Origin of the sequence: Alteraurantiacibacter aestuarii, assembly GCF_039523595.1 — a bacterium.
Lineage (GTDB): Bacteria > Pseudomonadota > Alphaproteobacteria > Sphingomonadales > Sphingomonadaceae > Alteraurantiacibacter > Alteraurantiacibacter aestuarii.
Window position 1 is genome coordinate 403,878 of sequence record NZ_BAAAFP010000002.1, and the last position, 21,969, is coordinate 425,846.

The following is a 21,969-nucleotide window of genomic DNA, read 5'->3' on the forward strand; positions in this document are numbered from 1 at the left end:
CTTTCTGCGAAAGTTGAGTGATGGATCATACCAACGCCAGCCAGTGGCAAAGCGCCGTTTCCGGCAGTGCCGACTTTGTCAGCCTTGCCGGGCGCGCAGGATTGCAACGCGTGCTGATACGCCGGGTGGCGAGCCTTTTGAGGGGCCTGCTGAGGGTATCGTCACGCCGGCAAGAGGTGAAGGTGTCGTGGCAGTGACAAGCCTGACCGGGACAAATCCTGAACCGCTCACGACGAGGCAGAAAATGCTGGGGATCGCCGCCATGGCGCTGGCCTATGGGCTGGCGGGTTGGCTGGGGCTGCTGCTGGCCGTTCCGCCGGGGTATGCCACATTCATCTGGCCCGCATCCGGCATGGCGATTGCCGGGCTGATCATCTTCGGTCGCAATCTGTGGCCGGGCATCTGGCTGGGGTCATTTGCGGTGAACCTTGCCAATGGCTCGCCGATGACATCCGGGACAATCGAATGGATCGCGGTGGTGAATGCCGGGGTAATTGCCGCAGGTTCATCGGTTCAGGCACTGTTTGCCACCACGGCTCTCAGGCGATTGTTGGGGCAGCCCATCAACATCAAGGGGGCCCGCGATGTTGCCACACTGATCGTGGTGGGCGGTCCGCTGTCGTGCCTGATCGCGGCCACGGTGGGCACCGCCATCCTGTGGTTCAACGGCGCTGTGCCCACCGCAATGGTCTGGAGCAACTGGCTGACCTGGTGGTGCGGAGACATGGCGGGCGTGTTGCTGATCGTGCCCATTGCCCTGTTCGCGGCCTGGCGCGAGCCCAAGCTGATCTGGCGCGGCACGCCCATCACCCCGCTGACCCGCTCCATGACCATTGGCCTGTTCTGCCTGATGGGGGCCACGCTTACAGCATGGATCGTTACCAGCGAGGTTGTCTATGAGCGCAATCTGGCAACCTTCAACGCCATGGCCGCCGACAGTGAGGAGGCGCTCAGTCACCGGCTCCAGTCCTATCGGCAAAGTCTTGATGGCGGGGCTGCGATCATTGATGCGTCCGATCAGATTTCGCGCCAGGACTGGATCGATTACATCGACATCATCGGGATTGAGGAGTTGCCCGGGATCAACGGCATCGGCTTCATCCAGCCGATGGCCAATGGCGATGAGGAGAATTTTGTCAGGCGCGGCATGGCAGATGGCCTGCCCCCTTTCCAGGTGCACCCCGCATCTGACCGCCCCACCAGGTTCATCATCAAATATATCGAACCGATTGAAGGCAACCTGGCCGCGCTGGGCCTGGATATCAGCTTCGAGGTCAACCGCCGCGATGCCGCCGAACAATCACGCGATAGCGGGGAGGCGAGGATCACCCGGCGCATCACGCTGGTGCAGGATGATGCCCAGACACCCGGATTCCTGCTGCTGCGGCCGGTCTATACCAGGGGTCTGCCGCTGGAGACGGCGGCCGACAGGCAGCACGCGCTGCGGGGCTGGGTCTATGCCCCTTTCATCGCCTCGCGCTTCCTTTCCGGGCTGACGTCCAGCCAGGCCGAGCAGTTCACCATCGATGTCTACGACGGCACCTCTATCGATCCCGATCACCAGATCTTTGCAGGGTCATTGCCCGACACCAATCCGGCGTTTACCATCCGCAAGACCATCCCGGTGATGGGGCAGAACTGGACGCTGGTCTGGAAAAGCACACCCCAATTCGAACACAGCTCGATCAACAATGAGCCACCGCTGGTGCTGGTGGGGGGAATTCTCCTGACGCTGTGTTTCGGTGGCCTGCTGCAATCCTATGCCCGCCGCGAGGCGCAGGTTCACGAGCAGGTGATGGAAAAGACCCGCAAGCACAAGGAGGCCGCAGACGCGCTGTACGAAAGTGAGCGCCGCTTCAGCGATCTGGCGGGGCTTTCACCGGCGGGAATCATCCGCACCAATCCATCGGGCACCTGCATTTACGCCAATGACAGCTGGCTGGAGCTATCGGGCCTTGATGAGCCGGCGGCCCTCAGCTCGGACTGGATCGCCGCCATTCATCCCGAGGATCGCGCCGAATTTCATGCGGCATGGATGGGCGCGATTGAAGATCGGGCGGAGCATCGCGGCACGTTCCGCTTTGTCCACCGCGATGGCTCGGTGCGCTGGGTCGACATGATCAGCCGGCCGGAACTGACCGACGACGGGATTCTGCGGGGCACAATTGCCGTGGCCATGGACGTGACCCGGCGCATGCTGATGGAAGGCGCGCTGCAATCGGCGCGCGCGCGGGCAGAGGCGGCGGTGGAGGCCAAGTCCAGCTTCCTGGCCAATATGAGCCACGAAATCCGCACGCCCATGAACGGCGTCATCGGCTTTACCGAATTGCTGCTGGCCAGCCCTCTGGATGACGAACAGCGCCGCCAGACCCAGCTGATCGCGGATTCCGGCAAGGCCATGATGCGGCTGCTCAACGATATTCTGGACCTGTCCAAACTTGAAGCGGGACAGATGCGCATCGCCTCCGAACCGACCAATCTGCGTCAGGTGATCCACGGCTGCATCACCTTGATGCAGGCGCTGGCAACCGAAAAGCAGCTTGAGCTGACCTGCGATATCGATGACGCCGTTCCCGCGCTGATATCCAGTGACGGCCTGCGCATTCGCCAGATCCTGCTCAATCTGCTGGGCAACGCGCTCAAATTCACCAGCAAGGGTTCCGTGACGGTGCGCGCCTGTGTTGACCCGCATGACGGCGAGCGGGCGATTGTGGAAATCGCCGACACCGGCATCGGCATCGCTCCCGAGCGCCAGGCAGCCATTTTCAGCGATTTCGTACAGGCGGATTTCACCATCGCCCGCGATCATGGCGGCACCGGATTGGGCCTGGCCATCAGCAGGAAGCTGGCGCAGCTGATCGATGGTGAGATCACGCTGGAAAGCCAGCCGGGCAGAGGCAGCGTGTTCCGCCTGACCCTGCCGGCAAAGGTGCTGGAAAATGGCGCGCAGAACCAGCTCCCGCCAGATGCTGCCGCACCACAGCTGCGCCGGTTTGCGCGGGTTCCGCGCTGCCAGCGAATCCTGCTGGTGGAGGATCATGACATCAACCAGATCCTGATGAAGGATATGCTCAGCCGGATCGGTCTGGATGTCGAAATTGCCGACAATGGAGCGATTGCCGTCGAAGCTGTCGCGCGTGCGGCCAGTGAGAACAACAGCTTTGACCTGGTGCTGATGGATATGAGCATGCCGGTGATGAGCGGGGTGGAGGCTACCCGCGCCATCCGGGCCGCCGGCCATGATGCGGCTTCGCTGCCGATTGTGGCACTGACCGCCAATGCCTTTGCAGACGATATTGCCAATTGTCTTGCGGCAGGCATGCAGGCGCATCTGTCCAAGCCGATTGGCCTGCAAGATCTGGAATCCGCCATTGCGCAGTGGTCACGCAAGTCCGGCGATGTGGTCTCGCCCGTGGCCAGTGCCGTCGAAGCGCCCCGGCCCGGCTCGGCCCTGCAGGGGCGCTATCATCAGCGCAAGAAAGCAACGCTGGAGCGCGTGGAGGCGTTCGTGAGTGCCGGAGACCTTGACGATGCAACGGTGGAGGAAGTGGCCGACCTGCTGCACAAGCTTGCGGGAACGGCGGGCATGTTTGGCGAGGAGGAACTGGGTAAGCAGGCCCGCATCCTCGAAGTCGGGCTGAAAACCTGGCCTGAACAAAGCTCCGAGCTGGACATTATCGAAAAGGCCGGGAGCGTGCTGGCGGCCATGCGTCAGGCGGCGTGAGGGCACAGTTGCCCGCTCCACTTCCCCGCGCAGCACACATGCCATACAAGCCGGTCCATGCCCGCCCTGTTCCTTTGCCTGCTGGCCTGCGCCCTTGTCACCATTGCCGGGCGCGACCAGCTGCGCGTGGCGCGGCTGTCGGCCAGGCTGGGGCCGGGCGCGGGACTGTTCGCGGCCATCTGGCTGAGCGCGATTGCCACCTGCGCGCTGGCCGCCTGGATCGGCACGCAGCTGGCGGCGATGATGACCGGCGATGCCAAGCTGATGTTCGTGGCGCTGGCGGTGCTGCTGGCCGCGCTGGAGCTGTTTGTTCTGCGCGCGGGCAAGGCGCCCCGGCAGCCCACACGGTCGACCGGCGCAATCCTGCTGGTGCTGCTGGCGGTGCAGGCCACCGATGCGGCGCGCTTCCTGGTGCTGTCGCTCAGCATCATGACGGGAGAGTGGGTGCTGGCGGCCATCGGCGGCGCGCTGGGCAGCGGCATTGCGCTGAGCGCGGCAGCGATGGCCGGGGCCGAATGGGAAGCGCGCGTGCCGCTGCGCCTGCTGGCCAACATCACTGGCGGCATCTTGCTGCTGGCGGCGCTGCTGATCGGAATGACCGCGCGCGGTATCATTTTCTGATCGATTTTTGCGATCACCAAGATTGCCAAATCGCCGGAAACCCGCAGGCCGGTCAGCCGTTGGTTGGACATATGCAAAGGCAAATCCAATCAAAGGGGATACATCATGGCCAACACTGGCGATAATTCGAAAACCGCGCTGATCGAAGGTCTCAACGGACTGCTCGCCGATCATCTGGCGCTCTATTTCAAGACCAAGAACTTCCATTGGCATGTGACCGGGCCGCGGTTCCATGATCTGCACCTGCTGTTCGATGCGCAGGCGGTGGAAATCCAGAGTCAGATCGATGCGATTGCCGAGCGGGTGCGCAAGAATGGCGCCAAAACGCTCACCTCGATCGGAGCGGTCGCCAAGGCGACGCAGATTGCCGATCAGGATGACAGCGATCTGGGCGCAGAAGCCATGATCACCGAACTGCGCGACGACAATGCCGCGCTGGTCGAGAGGCTCAAGGCGCTCAAGGAACCGGCTGACAAGGCGGGTGACAACGCCACCGACGGCCTGATCGATGACTGGACCAACATGGCGGAGGAGCGCGTCTGGTTCCTCACCAGCATTCTCGACTGATTTCCCGGACGGAAATTCCCCGCGCCCCTGCTACCCCCCCCTCCCGCAGGGGCGCAAAAAGAAGGCCGCCGGACCATCGCGTCCCGGCGGCCTTTGGTTTAAGGCGGTAGCCATGACCGACATCACTTTCATCAATGACGCTTCGGCTGGCGATATTGCCGCGTGGCTGGGCGATGTCCTTGCCGCTGCACTGGATGCGCGGGAGGGCGAAGTGGCTATTTCCGTGCCCGGCGGCTCCACCCCGTTCCCGATCATGGCAGAGCTGGTGAAGGCCGATCTGGACTGGTCGCGTATTGCCGTGTGGCCGGGCGATGACCGGCTGGTGGCGGAGGATCACGCGGCCAGCAATGTCGGCAAGATCCGCGCCCTGCTGGAACCTGTCGGCGCGCGCGTGGTGGCGCTGGCAGAAGGCGCGCAGCCGCCGCATTTCGCGCTGGTGTGGCTGGGCATGGGGGCAGACGGGCACATCGCCAGCCTGTTCCCCAATACCGATCCACAGGTGGACGATCCTGTGGCGGTGCGCCGCCTGACACCCGATCCGCTGCCGCCGGAAGCTCCGTTCGATCGCATCACCCTTTCCATTCCGGCCTTGCTGGATAGCGATGCGGTGATGTTCGTGATCCGTGGAGAGGATAAGCGCGCGGTGTTCGATGCGGCGCTGGCGGGAACGCATGACCTGCCCGTGGCGCGGCTGCTGGGCGCGGCTGACCTGCCGGTGACATGCTTCACCTGATTACCCCTCTGATACCTCCGCCGCTGCACCGCACGGGCTATCGCATGGCCTTTGCCCTGCGTACGCGCTGGCTGCGCTGGAGAGGGGGCGAGATTCACGGCTGCACCATGATTGCGCGCGATGAACAGGGCCGGGTGCTGCTGGTGCGCCATTCCTATGGCGCGGCCGTCTGGTCCTTTCCCGGCGGCGGCATGCGCAAGGGTGAGGACCCCCAGCTTGCCGCCTTGCGCGAATTTGCCGAGGAACTGGGCGCGGCGATCGCCGATCCGCAGCATCTGGGCACGCTGACGGAAGATTATCACGGTGGCCGCAACGTGGCGCATATCTTCACCGGGCGCATTGCCGGGGAGGCGCGCCCCGACATGCGCGAGATTGTGGAAGCGCGCTTCTTTCACCACCACGAACTGCCGCAGGACATCAGTCGCACAGTCACCGTGCGGATGCAGCTGCTGAGCCAATGGGAAGCGCGGTGACCAGGCGGAAGTCGGATCCAGGTTTTGGCTCCAGGTGGCAGCTATAGCAGTGACAGCTGCGCATCGTCGCGCGCCGGCTCGTCCTGCGCTTCCCCGTCGCCGCGTTCCAGATTGCTCAGCGTCAGGCCCATCAGGCGGATCGGCATCGGCAAGGGCAGTTCGTCCTCCAGTATCTGCCGCGCGATTCTGGCGAAGGCCTGCTTGTCCGCCACGCCCTTCTCCTGTGACCGGGCGCGGGTGGCGGTCTGGAAATCGTTGTATTTCAGCTTCAGCGTCACCGTGCGTCCGCGCGCCTGCTTTTCGGCGATCCGGTCCCACACGATGTCGATGATCCGCTCCAGCGTGTCGCGCAATTCGTCCGGGTCGGACCGGTCTTCGCTGAAAGTGCGTTCCCCGCCGATGGATTTGCGGATGCGGTTGGCGCGCACCGGGCGCAGGTCTATCCCGCGTGCGGCGCGGTAGAGATATTCGCCGAAACTGCCGAAATGCGCGCGCAGCCATTCGGCATCCTTTGCCGCCAGGTCTGCCCCGGTTTCGATCCCCAGCTTCGCCATTTTCTCAGCCCCGCGCGGGCCGATCCCGTGGAACCGGCGGACGGGCAGCGACTGGACGAATTGCGCGCCCTGTCCGGGGCGGATCACGCACATGCCGTCGGGCTTGTTCTGGTCGCTAGCCAGCTTGGCCAGGAACTTGTTGTAGGAAACGCCCGCGCTGGCGGTCAGCTGCGTTGCCTCCTTGATCTGCGCGCGGATCAGCTCGGCAATGCGCGTGGCGGAGCCGATGCCGTGCAGGTCGTCGGTCACATCCAGATAGGCCTCATCCAGACTCAGCGGTTCGACGTGCGGCGTGTGATGGCGAAAGATCGCGCGGATCTGCTCGGACACTTCGCGGTACACGTCAAAGCGGGTGTTGCAGAAGATCAGCTCCGGGCATTTGCGCTTGGCGGTGACGCTGGGCATGGCGCTGCGCACACCGAACTTGCGCGCTTCATAACTGGCTGCCGCCACCACGCCGCGCCCGCCAGCGCCGCCCACCGCCACGGGCTTTCCGCGCAATTGCGGATTGTCACGCTGCTCCACACTGGCGAAGAAGGCATCCATGTCGATATGGATGATCTTGCGCAGGCCCATTTCATCGCCGCCGGGGGCTTCGTCATCATCGGGATCGGGCGGGGATGCGGCCATTGGTGCAATCTACAGTGCTGCGCGAAATCTGCCACCACCGGGCAAAATCGTCAGTGGTACTTACAATTGACACTTCCGGCCTTCGCACTTGCGGTATAGGGGCGCGCCATGTCTGCAATCCCTGAACACAAATCGCCCCGTTCCATCGGCCGCCGCGAGCTGGTGGTGCTGATCGCCCTGCTGATGAGCCTGAATGCGCTGGCCATTGATGGCATGCTGCCCGCGCTCGACGAAATCGCGCGCGAGCTGGGTGCGGAGGAGGGCAACCGGCGCCAGCTGATCGTGGCGGTGTTCCTGCTGGCGAATGGCGCGGGCTGCCTTGTGCCCGGCTCCTTTGCCGATCGCTTCGGGCGCAAGCCGGTGCTGATGTTCTCGCTGGTGTCCTATGTCGTGACCTCGCTGATCATCGCCTTTGTCCACCACTTCGAAACGCTGCTGGTCATGCGCGGGTTGCAAGGCCTGCTCAGCGGCGGCCTGATGGTGGCGCCCACTGCGATCATTCGTGACAAGTTCGAAGGTGACAAGATGGCGCGCACGCTGTCGATCGTCTTTGCCGTGTTCATCATCGTGCCGGTGATCGCGCCCAGCCTGGGGCAGGCGGTGCTGCTGGTGGCCGGCTGGCGCTGGATCTTCATCGGCCTGGCGCTGATGGGCGCGCTGGCAATGGTCTGGACGTGGAAGCGTCTGCCGGAAACGCTGGCGCCTGAAAACCGCCAGGAGATCAACGTCCCGGTGATCGCCGCCAACATGAAGGTCGTGCTGATGACGCGCGCCTCGATCGGCTATGTCCTGGGTGTCACCCTGCTGGTGGGTGCGGTGTTCGGCTATGTGAACAGCGCCCAGCAGCTGATCGGCGAGCATTTCAAGATGGGCACGTTATTCCCGGTGGTGTTCGGCGGTACGGCGGCGATGATGGCGGTCTCCAACATCGTCAATTCGCGCATCGTGGAAAGATTTGGCGCGCGGCGGGTTTCGCATACCGGCGTGCTGGTGTTCATCGTTGTCAGCGCCCTGCAGGTCTGGGCTTCGCATTACCACGGGGATTCGCTGGCGCTGTTCCTGCCGCTGATGGCGATCAACCTAGCCCTGCTCGGCTTCCTGGGTGCCAATTTCGGTTCCATCGCGCTGCAACCCTTCGGCCATATTGCCGGTGCGGCCAGCAGTGTGCAGACCTTCTTCCGCATGTTCGGCGCTGCCGTGGTCGGGCTGGTGATCGGCCAGTCCTATGATGGCACCGCGCAGCCCTTTGCCCATGCGCTGCTGATCTGCAGCGTTCTGGCACTGGCTCTGGTGCTTTACAGCGAGAAGGGTAGACTGTTTCGCCGACTGAACGCTCCGCAACGAAGGAATACCGTCCCGTGACCACATCCGCCGCCTTTGATCTTGTTGTAATTGGCGGCGGAGTGAATGGAGCAGGTGTTGCCCGCGATGCTGCGGGACGCGGCGCAAAAGTGCTGCTGCTGGAAGCGCGCGACCTGGCCAGCGGCACATCGGGCAATTCCACCAAGCTGGTGCACGGCGGGCTGCGTTATCTGGAATATCGCGAATTCGGCCTGGTCAGGGAGGCGCTGAAGGAGCGTGAGACATTGTGGAGCATCGCCCCGCATATCATCCGCCCGATGCGCTTTGTGCTGCCGGTGTCCAAGGCCATGCGCGCCCACTGGAAGCTGCGCGCGGGCCTGTTCATCTATGACCATATCGGCGGCAAGAGCAGCCTGCCCGATGCCGATGCCATTGATCTGAGCGAACATCCCGCCGGCGGCCCGCTGGAGAGCGACTATACCAGCGGCTTCGAATATTCGGATGGCTGGGTGGATGATGCGCGGCTGGTGGTGCTCAATGCCGTGGATGCCCGGCGCCGCGGCGCGGATATCCGCACCAATTGCCCCGTCACCGCGATCCGCCGCGAAGGCGATCTGTGGCATGTGGAGGCAGGCGGGGAGAGCTTTACCGCCCATGCGCTGGTCAATGCCGCAGGCCCGGCGGTGGACGATCTGGCCAGGCTGGCCGGGGCAAAGCCCAAATACGGCATCCGCCGCGTGCGCGGATCGCATATCGTGGTGCCCAGAATATTCGATCACGAATACGCCTATATCTTTCAGCAGCCCGACACGCGCATCTGCTTTGCCATCCCGTATGAGGATGATTTTACCCTGATCGGCACCACCGATGCCGAGCACAAGGGATCGCTCACCGATGTCCATGCGGACGCGGAGGAGCTGCGCTACCTGTGCGATGCGGCGAACCGCTATTTCCTCAAGGACATCACGCAGGCTGACATTGTCTGGTCCTATTCCGGCGTGCGCGCGCTCGTGGATTTCGGCACTGATCGTCCCGAAGCCGCCACGCGCGGATACCGGCTGGTGCTGAGCGAGCCGGAGGACGGCGCGCCGATGCTGGGCATTTATGGCGGCAAGATCACCTCATACCGCCATGTGGCGGAGGAAGCGGTGGACCGGCTGTCAAAGCGCCTGCCTGCGCTGTCCGGCCCGGCATGGACGGCGGATGCAGCGCTGCCCGGCGGCGATTTTCCCAAGGATGCACAGAGCCTGCTGGTGGGCGAATTGCTGCGCGAATATCCCTTCCTCTCCAAGGGCGAGGCCAAGAGACTGGCGCGTGCTTACGGCCTCGATGCGATCCTGTGGCTGGGCGATGCCAAGGGCTGGGCAGACCTTGGCCGCAATTTCGGCGCCGGGCTGAGCGAGGCCGAAGTCACCTATCTGCGCGAGGAGGAATGGGCGGTGAGCGCCGATGATATCCTGTGGCGCCGCACCAAGCTGGGCCTGCATATGGACGATAGCGAAAAGGCCGCGCTCACCCAGTTTCTGGGGTCTTAGCCTTCTCTACCTTGGCCAGCAGCGCCTCCACCTGAACCTGCGCGCCGACGCTGGCGGACAGCTCCACTACCGTGCCCGCAAAGGGAGCGGTCAGCGCATGTTCCATCTTCATCGCTTCCAGCACCAGCAGCCGCTGGCCTGCTGTCACCACATCGCCCTCGGCCACATCCACCGCAATGACCTTGCCCGGCATGGGGGCGATGATGTCGCCGTCGTGGGCGGAGGTGGGACCCTCCGAACCTGTACGAGCGATGTGGAGCATGCGGGTCACACCGTCATCTGTGACAATGAATCCATGCGGTGTTTCTTCAACCCACAGACTATCGTCGATGGACTGGTCGGCAAATGCGAATGCGTAGTCGGTCTGTCCGTCGGAAAGGCGAATTGAAACCTCAGCCGGTGCACGGTTCAGGCGGAAGCCCTTCATGCTCCACGGCCCATCGTCAGTATTTTGATATGTAGAACGAATATCCGTCGCATTTCCGCCGATGGACCTGTCGACGACCAGATGCGCCACTGATTGCAGAGCATTTTCGGACGCCTCTACATCTGGAATGTAATCATTGAGATTGTCTCCGATAAGGCCAGTGTCCATTGTCCCTTGCTCGAACTCCTGATCGTAGAGGAGCAGATTGAGGAACCCGGCATTTGTCTTGACCGGCCAACATTGAACATTCGCGGTCATCTCTTTCATCGCCTCGATCGCACCTTGGCGGGTATCGGCATGAACGATGAGCTTGGCGATCATCGGATCGTAAAATGGTGAAATCTCGTCTCCGCGCTGGACGCCTGTCTCGATGCGATAGCGGCGTTTGCGTGTGAGGTAGGGAAGCGCAAAATATTCCAACCGCCCCGTACTGGGCAAAAACCCCTTCGCCGGGTCCTCCGCGTACAGCCGCGCCTCTATCGCGTGGCCGTTGAAGCTCAACTGATCCTGCCGCAGCGGCAGTGCTTCCCCGCTTGCAACCCGCAATTGCCATTCGACCAGATCGACGCCGGTGATCTCCTCGGTCACCGGGTGTTCCACTTGCAGGCGGGTGTTCATTTCCATGAAGAAAATGCGGTCCGCGTTCAGGCCCTCGCTGGCATCGGCGATGAATTCCACCGTGCCCGCGCCGACATAATCCACCGCCCTGGCGGCGCGCACGGCGGCGGCGCAGATGGCTTCGCGCGTGGCTGCATCCATGCCGGGAGCGGGCGCTTCCTCGATCACCTTCTGGTGGCGGCGCTGGAGCGAACAGTCGCGTTCGAACAGATGGACGACATTACCGTGCGTGTCGCCGAACACCTGCACCTCGATATGGCGCGGGCTGGTGATCCATTTCTCCAGAATGACATCGGTGTTGCCGAAACTGGCCTTCGCCTCGCGCCGGCAGCTTTCCAGCGATGCGGCGAAGTCAGCTGCGGCATCCACCTTGCGCATGCCCTTGCCGCCGCCGCCTGCCACGGCCTTGATCAGCACCGGATAGCCGATTTTGTCCGCCTCTTCCGCCAGCACATCTGCCGACTGGTTGGCCCCGTCATAGCCCGGCGTTACCGGCACATTGGCAGCGCGCATCAGGCGCTTGGCGGCATCTTTCAGGCCCATCGCCTCTATGCTTTCGGGTGCCGGGCCGACCCAGATCAGGCCCGCTTCCTCCACCGCGCGGGCAAAATCCGCATTCTCCGACAGGAAGCCATATCCCGGATGGATCGCCTTTGCGCCGCTCTGGAGGGCAGCGGCGATAATCACCTCACCGCGCAGATAGCTTTCGGTGGCGGGGGAGGAGCCGATATGCACTGCCTCGTCGGCGGATCGCACATGCAGCGCCCTGGCATCGGCATCCGAATAGACTGCCACCGTGCGAATGCCCATGGCGCGCGCGGTGCGGATGATGCGGCAGGCGATCTCCCCCCGGTTGGCGATGAGGAGACTGGTGATCATGCCGGGTTTCTGGGTGTGGCGGGCGGTGTGGCGGGGCGCACCCCTTCATCGCGCAGCGGCGTCATCGGCATGGGCGCAGGCGGAGCATCCATGCGCGCCATCACCATCAGCGCGCCGCGTGTCCATTTGGGCATGGCCTCGGGCTGTTCCGGCTTGCGCAGCGCCTGCGTGAAGGCGCGGGCAACATGGCCCATCTTGGCAATGCTGGAGGTGTGCACGCGGTGGTCCCACGCCGCCTCACCGCGTGCGCGCACCTCGCGCCCGATCGCGCCATAGATATTGGAGGCGGACAGCACCGCCCAGCGGTGGCGGAAACGCAGCCGCGCCGCGCCCAGTCTTGCGGCAGCCTCATGGGTTTCGGCCAGGTCCACCAGCCGCCTTGCCAGTTCCGCCAGAGCGGCCCGGTATTGCGGCTTCATGTGCTGGCCCGGCGGAATGTCCATTTCCACCAGCCACTCCACCGGCAGGTAGCAGCGGCCCGCCGCATCGTCTTCCCAGATGTCGCGGGCGATATTGTTGAGCTGGAAGGCAAGGCCCAGGTCGCAGGCGCGGTCCAGCGTATCGTGGTCGTCCTTGTCCACGCCCATGACGCGCGCCATCATCACCCCCACCGCCCCTGCGACGTGGAAGCAATAGCGCATCAGGTCACCCTCCGTGCGCGGCCGCCAGTCGGCGGCATCCAGCGCAAAGCCATCCACCACGTCATCGGCCATTTCGCGGGTGAGGCCGCATTCGGCGGCGACCTGCCCCAGCGCATCGAAAGCCAGTTCCGCAGTCGGCTGGCCGTCCAGCGCGCGATGGGTGAGGATGCGGATTGCCTCCACCCGGTTGCGTGCATCGCTGCCGTCCAGTTTCAGCGTGCCGCCATGGTCCTGCCCGTCGGCAATATCGTCACACCGGCGGCACCAGGCATAGAGCAGGTGCGCCCGGTCGCGCGTGTCGCGGTCAAACAGCTTGGAGGCGGCGGCGAAGCTTTTGGAGCCTTGTTCTATCGATTCGCGCGCGCGTTCGATCAAGGCGTCGCGCTGGCGTCCGCCGCCGCTCTGGCGCGGCGTCTCCCTGATATGGCGCGAGGGCACCAGCGTGCGCGGGCGCGATTTGGCGCGGGGCGGCTTCACAGATCCTCGCTGCGTATTTGCAGCACGTTGGTGGTGGGGGTGAAGCGCGCCATCCTGTCCAGCAGATCATCAAGCGTAGAACCCTCGATGATGATGTCCCGGTGCGCTTCGCGGACAAAGCCGGTTTCGGCCATCTGCCGGTTGAATTCCATCAGCCCGTCATAATAGCCAAAGGCATTGAGCAGCCCCACCGGACTGGCGTGATAGCCCAGCTGCGCCCAGCTGACCGCTTCCCACAGCTCGTCCATCGTGCCCACGCCGCCGGGCAGGGTGATGAAGCCATCGGACAGATCGGTGAACATGCGCTTGCGTTCATGCATGCCGGAAACGACGTGCAGATGGGTGCAGTTGCGGTTGGACAGTTCGTGGTTTTCCAGCGCTTCGGGGATCACCCCGATCACTTCGCCGCCAGCGGCCAGCGCGGCATCGGATACCGCGCCCATCAGCCCCACCTTGCCGCCGCCATACACCACGCCAATGCCGCGCCGGGCCAGCGTTTCGCCCACGTCATGGGCCAGCTGGATATAGCGCGGATCGGCTGGCGTGGCGGAGCCGCAATATACGGCCAGACGTTTGAATTTCGTGCTCATGCGAGCAACCTTAGCGTGACAAGTCCTCGATCATAAGCCCCGCCGTGGCTTTTGCACTGCCAACAACGCCGGGAATGCCCGCGCCCGGGTGCGTGCCTGCGCCCACGAGGTAGAAATTGTCGATCACATCGTCGCGGTTGTGGCCACGGAACCATGCGCTTTGCGTCAGCAGCGGTTCAAGGCTGAAGGCGCTGCCCAGATGGGCATTCAGGTCCTGGGCAAAGTCCTTTGGCGCATAATGGAAGCTGGTGACGATGCGGTCATGGATATCGGGGATCAGGCGGCGGCCCACCTCGTCCAGGATGCGCTTTTCCAGCTGCGGGCCGATCACGTCCCAGTCCACCGTCAGCTTGCCCATATGGGCCACGGGCACCAGCGCGTAGAAGGTGCTCTTGCCCTCTGGCGCCATGCTGGGATCGGTCACGGTGGGGTGGTGCAGGTAGATCGAGAAATCGGCCGGCAGCACGCCCTTGTCATAGATGTCATCCAGCAGGCCCTTATAGCGCGGGCCGAACAGGATCATGTGATGGGGGATGCCCGGCCACGTGCCCTCTATGCCGAAATGGACCACGAACAGTCCGGGTGAAAAGCTCTTGCGTGAAAGCGATTTCGCCATCGATTTGCCACGCTGGCTGGTGCCCAGCAGATCGCGGTAGCTGTGCATGATATCGGCATTGCTGGCCACCGCATCGAAGGTGTCTGTCCAGCCCGATCTGGTGTGCACGGCATTGGCGCGCTTGCCGATCGTTTCGATCCGTTCCACCCCGTCGCCCAGCCGCATGGTGCCGCCCAGCCGCTCAAAATGACGGACCATTCCGGCGATCAGGCGGTTGGTGCCGCCCCGTGTCCACCACACGCCGCCGTCCTTTTCCAGCTTGTGGATCAGCGCGTAGATGGAACTGGTCTTCATCGGATTGCCGCCCACCAGCAGCGTGTGGAAGCTGAGCGCCTCGCGCAGTTTTTCGCTGCGTATATACTTGCTGACCACCGAATAGACGCTGCGCCATGCGCCATATCTGGCCAGCGCGGGCGCGGCCTTGATCATGCTCTTGAAGTTGAGGAAGGGCACCGTGCCCAGCTTGACATAGCCTTCCTCGTAAACCCCGGCGGCATAGTCCAGGAACGCCTCATATCCGGCGACATCGGCGGGATCGAGCTTGGTGATTTCCTTGCGCAGCCCGGCCTCGTCATTCGAATAATCGAAATTGGTCCCGTCGGGCCAGTTGAGCCGGTAGAACGGCATCACCGGCATCAGCTCCACGTCTTCGGCCATGTCATGGCCAGACAATGCCCACAGCTCCCGCAGGCAATCGGGATCGGTCACCACGGTGGGACCGGCATCGAAGGTGAAGCCGTCCTTCTGCCAGAAATAGGCGCGGCCACCGGGCTTGTCGCGGCTTTCGATCACGGTCGTGGCAATGCCTGCGCTCTGCAGGCGGATGGCCAGCGCCATGCCGCCGAAACCGGCGCCGATCACACAGGCTTTCGGACTGGCTTTCGGACTGGCTTCTCGGTTTGCGGAGCGACCCTTGGCAGTACTCATCACACGTCTCTTTTCTGGCTGTCGATCAGGGGAGGGCGCGCGCTGAGCAAGGCGGACATGGCGCGGCGGAGGGGAACGGGCGGCTTGCCGATCAGAACGCGTGCGCGGTCGGCAAAGGTGGAGCGGCCCGAATAAAAGCGCTCGATCAGGGCTTCGGGCAGGCGATAGAAGCGCTCGAATATGCGGTAGCGTTTCTCGGGCCGCGCCGCGCCAAACAGCATGGAGCCAAGCAGGCGATAAAAGCCGGTGGTTTTCCAGTGGCGGCGCGCGCGCGCCTCCAGCTTGGCGGTCAGCTGATCGCCCGGCAGATCTGCATCATCGGCAATCGCCAGCGCCACTTCCACGGCGAAGGGCAGGGTGTAGCTGGTGAGCGGGTGGACAAAGCCGCCGCGCGCTCCCGCCACCGCCACGCCCGGCGCGCGGTGCTGCGCCTGAAAACGAGCGAAACTGCCGCCGGTGATGACCGGCAACACACCGGTTTCGAAGCCCAGGATCTCGCCGCTCCAGCCGTGCAGAGCGCAATATTCGTCAATGCGGGAGGACAGGGCAGAGCGGTCAAGCTGCGGACTGTCCTGGTAATAAGTGTCCTCGATAAACAGCTCGTGCGAACTCAGCGGCAGGACATAGACGAAGCGGTAGCCGCCCAGTTGCGGCACGCGCGCGTCCATGATCATCGGCCGGTCCATCCCGTGCGCGGCGGGGCAGCGCAAATGCCGCCCCATGAATACCTGCCAGCCGCCGGAAAGGTGGGGTGTGGGGGCAAACCCCCTGGCATCCACCACGCAGCGCGCGGTGATGCGCTGCCCGTCAGGCAGGTCCACGCCGCCAGCATCGAGCGAGGAAATGCGCCGGTTCAGCATGATCGTCCCGTCAGGCAGTTCGCGCTCCAGCGCGGCGGAGAAATCTTCCGATGCCATGGAGAAATAGGGCGCTGAAAGCTGGCGGCGGTGACCGGGAAAGGCCACCTGATTGCCGCTTTCCCACACGGTCTGGCGGATCTTGTCCAGCAGGGCAGTGCCGCGCTGGTCCAGATCGCTGGCAAACCAGCTCCAGCGGTGATTGCCGCCCAGCGCCGGTCCGGCCTCGATCAGGCGCAGCGTCAGCTCGGGCCGGTGGCGTGTCAATGCCAGGGCAATCAGCCCGCCCGAAAGCCCGCCGCCGACAATGGCAATATCGCAAGTTCGCCCGCTCATGGCCTCTGCCTTAGCGCATGGGCATGGCCGCGCAACCGGACTTCAGGTCAGGGTGCCTTCAGGTCAGGGTGGGCGGCCTGAACTGGCCCGAATTGCCCGCCGCGATCAACCCTGCGTGCGTTCGCGGTATTTTTCGAACGCGCTGATCACGGCCTGTTCTATCAGGCGCGTTTCCTCGGCGGAGAGCGGTTCATTCTCCATCGCCACGCGCACGGGCAGCGATCGCTGCTGGAATTCGGGCATGCGGCTGATTGATGGCATGCGCACCGCCAGCGATGCCATCTCCTCCATTTCCTCATCCGACAGGCCCGCCATGAAGGCCCCCACGGACCGGTTGACCGTTATCCGGTCGCCCGCATCCAGCGCATCGGCGGTGATGTCCGTCTCGGCCAGCGCCTGATCGATGGCCTGCTCCGCCTGAACATTGGCGGAAACGCTGATCAGCAGGCGGCGGCCAAGGTCCGAGCGGTAGAAACCGGCCAGCTGCACCGCCTCCTGATCGCTGAACAGATCGCGCAATATATCCACGAACTGCGGCTCATACTTGCGCTGCCCGCGGTCACGGAAATCGCGCATTACCGGGCGCAGCGCCTGTATCAGTTCCAGCACCAGGCCGGGGTTCTGCGCTTCCATCGTAGCCAGTTGCGGGCTTGACTGGCTGATCTGTTCGGCCACCTGACGCACCAGGCTGTTGAGCACCATCTCGTCGTCAATGCCCTCGTTCATCGCATCATACAGGTCGCCGTGCACATCGACAGCGGCCCCTGCCTGCGCCGAGGTGTCTTGCGCCTGAGCCGTAAGGGGGGAGAGGGTGAGTGTTGCCATAGAGGCAAGAGCGGCCAGCGCGCCGAGCGCTATCGTGCGGAATGTCTTCATCCCCTCTTGCTATATGCTTCGGCCAGAGAAACAAGTGTCTGCGATGGTGATGTTTTATTCAGGCGCTATTTGGGAAACTCGATGAGACAAGCCAGAGTACTGTGGCCGCACCGGTCGGCGTGGATGGCGGCGCTGGCGGTCTTCATCATCGCCGTTGCGGTGCTGTTTGCGATGGGCCGCCCGCCGATGTGCGATTGCGGCACGATCAAGCTGTGGCACGGGGTGGTGGAATCGCCGGAAAATTCGCAGCACATCAGCGACTGGTACGCCCCCAGCCACTTCACTCACGGGCTGATCATGGCAGGGGTTGCATGGCTGCTGTGGAGCAAGTGGCGGCTGTTTGGCGGCATGCCCGCACGCTTTGCCCTGCCGATTGCCGTGCTGGTGGAGGCGGCCTGGGAAATTGCCGAGAACACGCCGCTGATCATCAACCGCTACCGCGAGGTGACGATCAGCTGGGGATATTCGGGCGATTCCATCGTCAATTCGGCGTCCGATATCGGCTGGATGACGCTGGGCTTCCTGGTCGCCCTGCGCCTGCCTGCATGGGCGAGCGTAGCGCTGGGGCTGTTTCTGGAACTGCTGGCGCTGGCGGTGATCCGCGATAATCTGACACTCAACGTGCTGATGCTGGTGTGGCCAGTCGATGCTGTGGCGGCGTGGCAGGCGGGCGGGTAGGACCAGCGTGAAACAGGAACCAGCGGGCCATCCATCCGTTCATTGTGTGACATTGACAGGACATCCAGCATGATCAGACATCTCGCCGCCGCAAGTGCCGTGGCCGCCGCCGCGCTCGCTATGCCCGCGCAGGCGCAGGATGTGGCTCCCGCCGATCCCTACGCCGACACCGTCTATTCGGGCGATTACCTGTCCATCGGCTTTGGCGCCGGTGTCAGCCCGTCCTATGCCGGGTCTGACGATTATGTGATCACCCCCATGCCGATCGTGCAGGGATCGCTTGGCGGGGTGGATATCAACCCGCGCGCAGCCGGTCTGGCGCTGGATTTCATTCCCGATCCCGATAATGGCGTGGGCTTCGATTTCGGCATCACCGCAAGGCTGCGCAGCGACCGGGCGATGCAGATCGCCGATCCGGTGGTCAAATCGCTGGGCAAGCTGGACCGCGCCATCGAAGTGGGACCAACCGCCGGGATCAGCTTTCCCGCCGTGTTCAATCCCTATGACAGCCTGACCGTAACCACCGATCTGCGGTGGGACGTGGCCGGTGCGCATGGCGGCATGGTGGTCGATCCCTCAATCGCCTATTTCACCCCGCTGAGCGAGGCGATTGCCGCATCGCTGACGCTGGGCGCCGAATATGGCGACGGCGATTTCCGCGACTATTACTACGCCGTCAGCCCGGCGCAGAATGTCGCCACACTGGGCGAGCTTCCGGTGTTCAGTCCCGCAGGCGGCGGCTTCAACAAGGCGGGCGCCACGCTGTTGCTGGGCTTCGATCTCAATGGCGATCTGACCGATGGCGGCTGGGGCATCGTCACCATAGCCGGATATTCCCGCATGCTGGGCGGTGCCAAACGCAGCCCGTTCACCAGCGTGCGCGGATCGGCCAACCAGTTCTTCGGCGCGCTGGGCGTGGGGTACACGTTCTAAAGGTTCAGCTATCCTGCGCCGCAGCCCTTTCTGCACTGGCAACGAGGGCCTGCAGCACCTTCATATGGTCGGCAAATGCCTTGCGCCCGGCGCGGGTAAAACTCACCCATGTGCGGGAGCGACCGTTCACGGGTGATTTGCTGAGCCTGACATAGCCTTCGTCCGAAAGCGCGGCGAGATGCTTCGACAGCACGGAATCACTGACCGCGGTAATCTCGCGAAGCTTGGCAAATTCGGCCTTGTCGACTGTACCCAGAACGGTCGCAATTTGCAGGCGGGCGGGCTGGTGCAGGTGTGGATCAAGGGAGAGAGGCATTAGCTGTCATCTCCCATCTCGCGCCTAAATGCCCGCGACCACAAGACGCTGAAACCAGTTCCGAACGCAAAGGCTGCGGCCACAAGAGAATAGTGGATCCAGCTGTCCGCGCCATTGGCCTTCAGGGCCAATTGCGCTGAAAACAGTCCCATCAGGCCGAGAATTCCAAGGATTGTCACTGGCAATGTCGCCCCTCGGCGCAGGCCATTGACGAACACACCATATGACTTGAGGTCCCAGCGGTAGATTGCATAAATCGCCAGGCCGAAAAGCAGGAGAGCCAGCAGAGGATTGAGCCAGTTCATCAGCGGCAGTGCATTGTGGAAGGCGAGTATCAGGCCAAAAACGAGATGCCTGACTGGCGGATTATGCCCAGCGGCGGCGAGCTTTCTGCGGGTATCGTCGGTGCTGGCAAGCACCGCGCGGGCTTCATCAGGGGTGGGAATATTGTTGCTCACGGGAACCTCACTTTCCAAGTTGGAAAGTAATTAGATTCGACTTTCCGATTCGGCAAGTAATAACTTTCCAATTCGGAAAGTGAGTGATCGCCTCCGCAACCAGTCAGCAGGAGGGGGCCTATTCGTCTTCCTCAAGCTTCAGCGCCGGACGCGGCGGCGGCATTGGCGCGCTGCGGTCTCCGCTCATCAGATAGGTGTCGAACCACTCCATCATCCGCAGATTATAGTCATAGCGCGCGGCCGCCTTGGCATTGCCGTGGCCTTCGCCGGGATAGAGCACCAGCCGCAGCGGCGTGTCCGGGCGCTGGACCTTGATGTGCCGGTACAATTCCAGCGATTGCGACGGGTGGACGCGCGTGTCTTCCTCACCATGCAGGATCAGCAGCGGCGTACTGGCCAGATCGGCATAATAGATCGGGCTGGTTTCCAGCAGCTTCTGCCAGTTTTCCCACGGGTATTGCAGCGCATGGACCATGCGCATTTCCTGCGGAATATCGGTCTCGCCCCATTTGCTCAGATTGTTGGAAATGCCTGCGAACACCACGCCCGCTGCGAATTCTTCGGAGTTATAGGTGGCTGACCATGCGGTGGCATATCCGCCATAGGAGCTGCCGGTCACGCCCACCCGCTCTGGATCGGTGATGCCCATGTCGGCCAGCGCATATTTGGCATCCACCAGATCGGCGAATTCGGGATCGGTATAATGGCCCGAATGCTGCTTTGAAAAGGCCGGGCCATAGGCGGTGGAGCCGCGATAGTTGGGCAGGAACACGGCATAGCCCGCACCCGCCGCCACCTGTCCGGGATTGCCATAGCTGGTCACCCAGCCGTTGCTTTCATGCGATTCCGGGCCGCCGTGCACATCCAGGATGGTGGGCGCGCGGGTGAAGGGAATGCCGCCGGCCGGTTCGATCAATATGCCTTCGATCTCCTGCCCGTCGCGCGCGGTATAGGTGAGCGTACGCTGGGTGCCGAAATCGATCTCGGCCAGCCACGGATTATGGTCGCTCCAGCGCTCGAAACTGCTGCCTGAATAAAGGAACAGCTCATTGGGATGGGCGGGCGAATTGGCCTCCACCGCCAGCCGGTTGCCGCCCTGCTCCAGGCTGGTCAGGATCAGGCCGCCAGTATCGATCTCGCGCAGCAGGGCGCCATCGTCGGAATAGAAGCGCAGCACGCTTTGCGCGCCAATGTCCACGATCACGGCCAGACGGCCATCGGCCATCCATTCGGTATCCACCGCCGCTTCCGCCGCGCCTTCGTTGACGGCAGTAAACCGGGCGGTGGCCACGTCGACCATGTACAGTGTGGTGGCCGCCGGATCGTGCTCATCGGTGGCCGCGATCATCGACAGCGTGCGGCTGCCGGGGGCAATTTCGATATCGCCGATCTTGCCCGACGTTTCGATCGCCCGCGTCTCTCCGCTGGCGAAATCGATTATATAGGGCCTGCGCGCTACATAGCTGTCATCGACCCGCGGGGTGGGGGCGGATGTCACCACCATGAAGGTGCCATCGGGGGCAAGGCGGATGGTGTCGACATGGCCGGGCACGGCGATCTCGGCTGGCGAAGGATCGATCTCCGCAGTGCCCGATGCAGCCACGAACAGGCGGTTGAAGCGCTCCTCCTCCTCAAACACCACGGCATCGAAGCCCAGGCGTTGCTGATCCTTGCGCGCATCATCGCTGGCGGCGGAGACCAGCAGGTAGATGCTCTCCCCGCTGGGCGCGATCTGATAGGCGCTGACGCTGGCATCGGCCACGCCCGCCAGCTTGCGCGGTGCGCCGCCATCCACCGGCACGCCCCACACGGCGCGGTCATCATCCTTGGCCGCCCACAGATAGGTGATCATCGATCCGTCGGGAAAAAAGCCGATGGAAGATGCGCTGACATCTTCGGGGAGATAGGCGCGCGCCTGCATCGGACCATCGGCCAGCATCAGGGCATGGCTACCCCCGCCATTATCCTCCCCCCGCGTTACATCGGGGCGGGAATAGGTGGTGTAGGCGATATGGCTGCCATCGCGCGACACGGCGATGGTGCCGGTATAGGCGATGCGCGCGACGTCTTCGGGCGTCATCGGGCGGGCAGACAGGGCAGCTGGCACCAGCACGGCGGTGGCCAGCAGAAAGGTCTTGAAGGCGTTCATGGAGAGGGTGAGCCTGATTTTCAGTTTCGGTTGCAACAATCATAGCGCAGAC

At 63.4% G+C, this 21,969-nt stretch carries 20 protein-coding genes; 10 read left to right on the plus strand and 10 right to left on the minus strand.

Annotated elements, in window-relative coordinates; translation table 11 throughout:
- Nucleotides 1-20: 20 nt before the first annotated feature.
- The 6 genes from ABDZ98_RS05625 to ABDZ98_RS05650 all read left to right on the plus strand — a co-directional run bounded on the left by ABDZ98_RS05625 (nucleotide 21) and on the right by ABDZ98_RS05650 (nucleotide 6,118).
- On the plus strand, nucleotides 21-197 hold the full coding sequence (locus ABDZ98_RS05625; protein WP_160589431.1) for a hypothetical protein: 177 nt from the start codon (nucleotides 21-23) through the stop codon (nucleotides 195-197).
- Complete coding sequence (locus ABDZ98_RS05630) at nucleotides 188-3,724, plus strand: CHASE domain-containing protein (RefSeq protein WP_337190129.1); 3,537 nt, start codon at nucleotides 188-190, stop codon at nucleotides 3,722-3,724. Before ABDZ98_RS05625 ends, ABDZ98_RS05630 begins: the two co-directional genes overlap by 10 nt.
- Nucleotides 3,725-3,781: 57 nt before the next feature.
- Nucleotides 3,782-4,345 carry a hypothetical protein gene (locus tag ABDZ98_RS05635; protein WP_160589433.1) on the plus strand — a complete coding sequence of 188 codons (564 nt, stop codon included), beginning with the start codon at nucleotides 3,782-3,784 and terminating at the stop codon, nucleotides 4,343-4,345.
- Nucleotides 4,346-4,450: 105 nt separating this feature from the next.
- A complete protein-coding gene (locus tag ABDZ98_RS05640; RefSeq protein ID WP_160589434.1) occupies nucleotides 4,451-4,912 on the plus strand; it encodes a Dps family protein in 462 nt (153 codons plus the stop codon).
- Nucleotides 4,913-5,024: 112 nt separating this feature from the next.
- Nucleotides 5,025-5,645 carry a 6-phosphogluconolactonase gene (locus ABDZ98_RS05645; RefSeq protein WP_160589435.1) on the plus strand — a complete coding sequence of 207 codons (621 nt, stop codon included), beginning with the start codon at nucleotides 5,025-5,027 and terminating at the stop codon, nucleotides 5,643-5,645.
- Nucleotides 5,633-6,118 (plus strand): NUDIX hydrolase, encoded by a 486-nt coding sequence (locus ABDZ98_RS05650; protein WP_160589436.1) that lies wholly within the window; start codon nucleotides 5,633-5,635, stop codon nucleotides 6,116-6,118. The genes ABDZ98_RS05645 and ABDZ98_RS05650 overlap by 13 nt, the downstream gene beginning before the upstream one ends.
- Nucleotides 6,119-6,159: 41 nt before the next feature.
- On the opposite strand, the gene dinB is transcribed toward ABDZ98_RS05650, so the two are convergent.
- A complete protein-coding gene (dinB, locus tag ABDZ98_RS05655; protein ID WP_160589437.1) occupies nucleotides 6,160-7,302 on the minus strand; it encodes a DNA polymerase IV in 1,143 nt (380 codons plus the stop codon).
- Between the two features lie 108 nt (nucleotides 7,303-7,410).
- Between dinB and ABDZ98_RS05660 the strand changes: the two genes are divergently transcribed.
- Nucleotides 7,411-8,664 carry a multidrug effflux MFS transporter gene (locus ABDZ98_RS05660; protein ID WP_160589438.1) on the plus strand — a complete coding sequence of 418 codons (1,254 nt, stop codon included), beginning with the start codon at nucleotides 7,411-7,413 and terminating at the stop codon, nucleotides 8,662-8,664.
- Entirely contained in the window at nucleotides 8,661-10,139 is a 1,479-nt protein-coding gene (locus ABDZ98_RS05665; RefSeq protein WP_160589439.1) for a glycerol-3-phosphate dehydrogenase, read from the plus strand. The genes ABDZ98_RS05660 and ABDZ98_RS05665 overlap by 4 nt, the downstream gene beginning before the upstream one ends.
- Here ABDZ98_RS05665 and ABDZ98_RS05670 read toward each other — a convergent pair.
- The 6 genes from ABDZ98_RS05670 to ABDZ98_RS05695 all read right to left on the minus strand — a co-directional run bounded on the left by ABDZ98_RS05670 (nucleotide 10,117) and on the right by ABDZ98_RS05695 (nucleotide 17,383).
- Entirely contained in the window at nucleotides 10,117-12,063 is a 1,947-nt protein-coding gene (locus tag ABDZ98_RS05670; RefSeq protein ID WP_160589440.1) for an acetyl/propionyl/methylcrotonyl-CoA carboxylase subunit alpha, read from the minus strand. The two genes, ABDZ98_RS05665 and ABDZ98_RS05670, sit on opposite strands and share 23 nt — an antisense overlap.
- On the minus strand, nucleotides 12,060-13,127 hold the full coding sequence (locus tag ABDZ98_RS05675) for a phytoene/squalene synthase family protein (protein ID WP_337190139.1): 1,068 nt from the start codon (nucleotides 13,125-13,127) through the stop codon (nucleotides 12,060-12,062). Before ABDZ98_RS05675 ends, ABDZ98_RS05670 begins: the two co-directional genes overlap by 4 nt.
- Nucleotides 13,128-13,177: 50 nt before the next feature.
- Complete coding sequence (locus ABDZ98_RS05680) at nucleotides 13,178-13,771, minus strand: LOG family protein (RefSeq protein WP_160589442.1); 594 nt, start codon at nucleotides 13,769-13,771, stop codon at nucleotides 13,178-13,180.
- A gap of 10 nt (nucleotides 13,772-13,781) precedes the next feature.
- Nucleotides 13,782-15,314, minus strand: a complete 1,533-nt coding sequence (locus ABDZ98_RS05685) for a phytoene desaturase (RefSeq protein WP_160589443.1) — start codon at nucleotides 15,312-15,314, stop codon at nucleotides 13,782-13,784.
- The gene (gene crtY / locus ABDZ98_RS05690; protein WP_160589444.1) at nucleotides 15,314-16,507 is read right to left on the minus strand and encodes a lycopene beta-cyclase CrtY; all 1,194 of its coding nucleotides are present in this window, start codon (nucleotides 16,505-16,507) and stop codon (nucleotides 15,314-15,316) included. The genes ABDZ98_RS05685 and crtY overlap by 1 nt, the downstream gene beginning before the upstream one ends.
- A 105-nt stretch (nucleotides 16,508-16,612) precedes the next feature.
- Complete coding sequence (locus tag ABDZ98_RS05695) at nucleotides 16,613-17,383, minus strand: DUF2059 domain-containing protein (RefSeq protein WP_160589445.1); 771 nt, start codon at nucleotides 17,381-17,383, stop codon at nucleotides 16,613-16,615.
- 81 nt (nucleotides 17,384-17,464) lie between these two features.
- On the opposite strand from ABDZ98_RS05695, the gene ABDZ98_RS05700 reads away from it, so the two are divergent.
- Together ABDZ98_RS05700 and ABDZ98_RS05705 are read left to right on the plus strand one after the other, a co-directional pair.
- The gene (locus ABDZ98_RS05700) at nucleotides 17,465-18,061 is read left to right on the plus strand and encodes a DUF2585 family protein (protein ID WP_202385895.1); all 597 of its coding nucleotides are present in this window, start codon (nucleotides 17,465-17,467) and stop codon (nucleotides 18,059-18,061) included.
- A gap of 69 nt (nucleotides 18,062-18,130) precedes the next feature.
- Entirely contained in the window at nucleotides 18,131-18,994 is an 864-nt protein-coding gene (locus ABDZ98_RS05705) for a MipA/OmpV family protein (protein ID WP_237437313.1), read from the plus strand.
- Between the two features lie 4 nt (nucleotides 18,995-18,998).
- On the opposite strand, the gene ABDZ98_RS05710 is transcribed toward ABDZ98_RS05705, so the two are convergent.
- The 3 genes from ABDZ98_RS05710 to ABDZ98_RS05720 form a co-directional block, all read right to left on the minus strand.
- Nucleotides 18,999-19,310: a transcriptional regulator gene (locus ABDZ98_RS05710; protein WP_160589446.1), complete on the minus strand. Its 312-nt coding sequence runs from the start codon at nucleotides 19,308-19,310 to the stop codon at nucleotides 18,999-19,001.
- Nucleotides 19,310-19,768, minus strand: coding sequence for a hypothetical protein (locus ABDZ98_RS05715; RefSeq protein WP_160589447.1), 459 nt, complete (start codon nucleotides 19,766-19,768; stop codon nucleotides 19,310-19,312). The genes ABDZ98_RS05710 and ABDZ98_RS05715 overlap by 1 nt, the downstream gene beginning before the upstream one ends.
- A 118-nt stretch (nucleotides 19,769-19,886) precedes the next feature.
- The gene (locus ABDZ98_RS05720; RefSeq protein ID WP_160589448.1) at nucleotides 19,887-21,917 is read right to left on the minus strand and encodes an alpha/beta hydrolase family protein; all 2,031 of its coding nucleotides are present in this window, start codon (nucleotides 21,915-21,917) and stop codon (nucleotides 19,887-19,889) included.
- Nucleotides 21,918-21,969 lie beyond the last annotated feature (52 nt).

Bases quoted from the DNA above. Each gene is read 5' to 3' on its own strand.
- ABDZ98_RS05645 (WP_160589435.1), top strand. From the start codon at position 5,025: ATGACCGACATCACTTTCATCAATGACGCTTCGGCTGGCGATATTGCC.
- ABDZ98_RS05660 (WP_160589438.1), top strand. From the start codon at position 7,411: ATGTCTGCAATCCCTGAACACAAATCGCCCCGTTCCATCGGCCGCCGC.
- ABDZ98_RS05635 (WP_160589433.1), top strand. From the start codon at position 3,782: ATGCCCGCCCTGTTCCTTTGCCTGCTGGCCTGCGCCCTTGTCACCATT.
- dinB (WP_160589437.1), bottom strand. From the start codon at position 7,302: ATGGCCGCATCCCCGCCCGATCCCGATGATGACGAAGCCCCCGGCGGC.
- ABDZ98_RS05685 (WP_160589443.1), bottom strand. From the start codon at position 15,314: ATGAGTACTGCCAAGGGTCGCTCCGCAAACCGAGAAGCCAGTCCGAAA.
- crtY (WP_160589444.1), bottom strand. From the start codon at position 16,507: ATGAGCGGGCGAACTTGCGATATTGCCATTGTCGGCGGCGGGCTTTCG.
- ABDZ98_RS05625 (WP_160589431.1), top strand. From the start codon at position 21: ATGGATCATACCAACGCCAGCCAGTGGCAAAGCGCCGTTTCCGGCAGT.
- ABDZ98_RS05680 (WP_160589442.1), bottom strand. From the start codon at position 13,771: ATGAGCACGAAATTCAAACGTCTGGCCGTATATTGCGGCTCCGCCACG.
- ABDZ98_RS05720 (WP_160589448.1), bottom strand. From the start codon at position 21,917: ATGAACGCCTTCAAGACCTTTCTGCTGGCCACCGCCGTGCTGGTGCCA.
- ABDZ98_RS05710 (WP_160589446.1), bottom strand. From the start codon at position 19,310: ATGCCTCTCTCCCTTGATCCACACCTGCACCAGCCCGCCCGCCTGCAA.
- ABDZ98_RS05640 (WP_160589434.1), top strand. From the start codon at position 4,451: ATGGCCAACACTGGCGATAATTCGAAAACCGCGCTGATCGAAGGTCTC.
- ABDZ98_RS05700 (WP_202385895.1), top strand. From the start codon at position 17,465: ATGAGACAAGCCAGAGTACTGTGGCCGCACCGGTCGGCGTGGATGGCG.
- ABDZ98_RS05705 (WP_237437313.1), top strand. From the start codon at position 18,131: ATGATCAGACATCTCGCCGCCGCAAGTGCCGTGGCCGCCGCCGCGCTC.
- ABDZ98_RS05695 (WP_160589445.1), bottom strand. From the start codon at position 17,383: ATGAAGACATTCCGCACGATAGCGCTCGGCGCGCTGGCCGCTCTTGCC.
- ABDZ98_RS05650 (WP_160589436.1), top strand. From the start codon at position 5,633: ATGCTTCACCTGATTACCCCTCTGATACCTCCGCCGCTGCACCGCACG.
- ABDZ98_RS05670 (WP_160589440.1), bottom strand. From the start codon at position 12,063: ATGATCACCAGTCTCCTCATCGCCAACCGGGGGGAGATCGCCTGCCGC.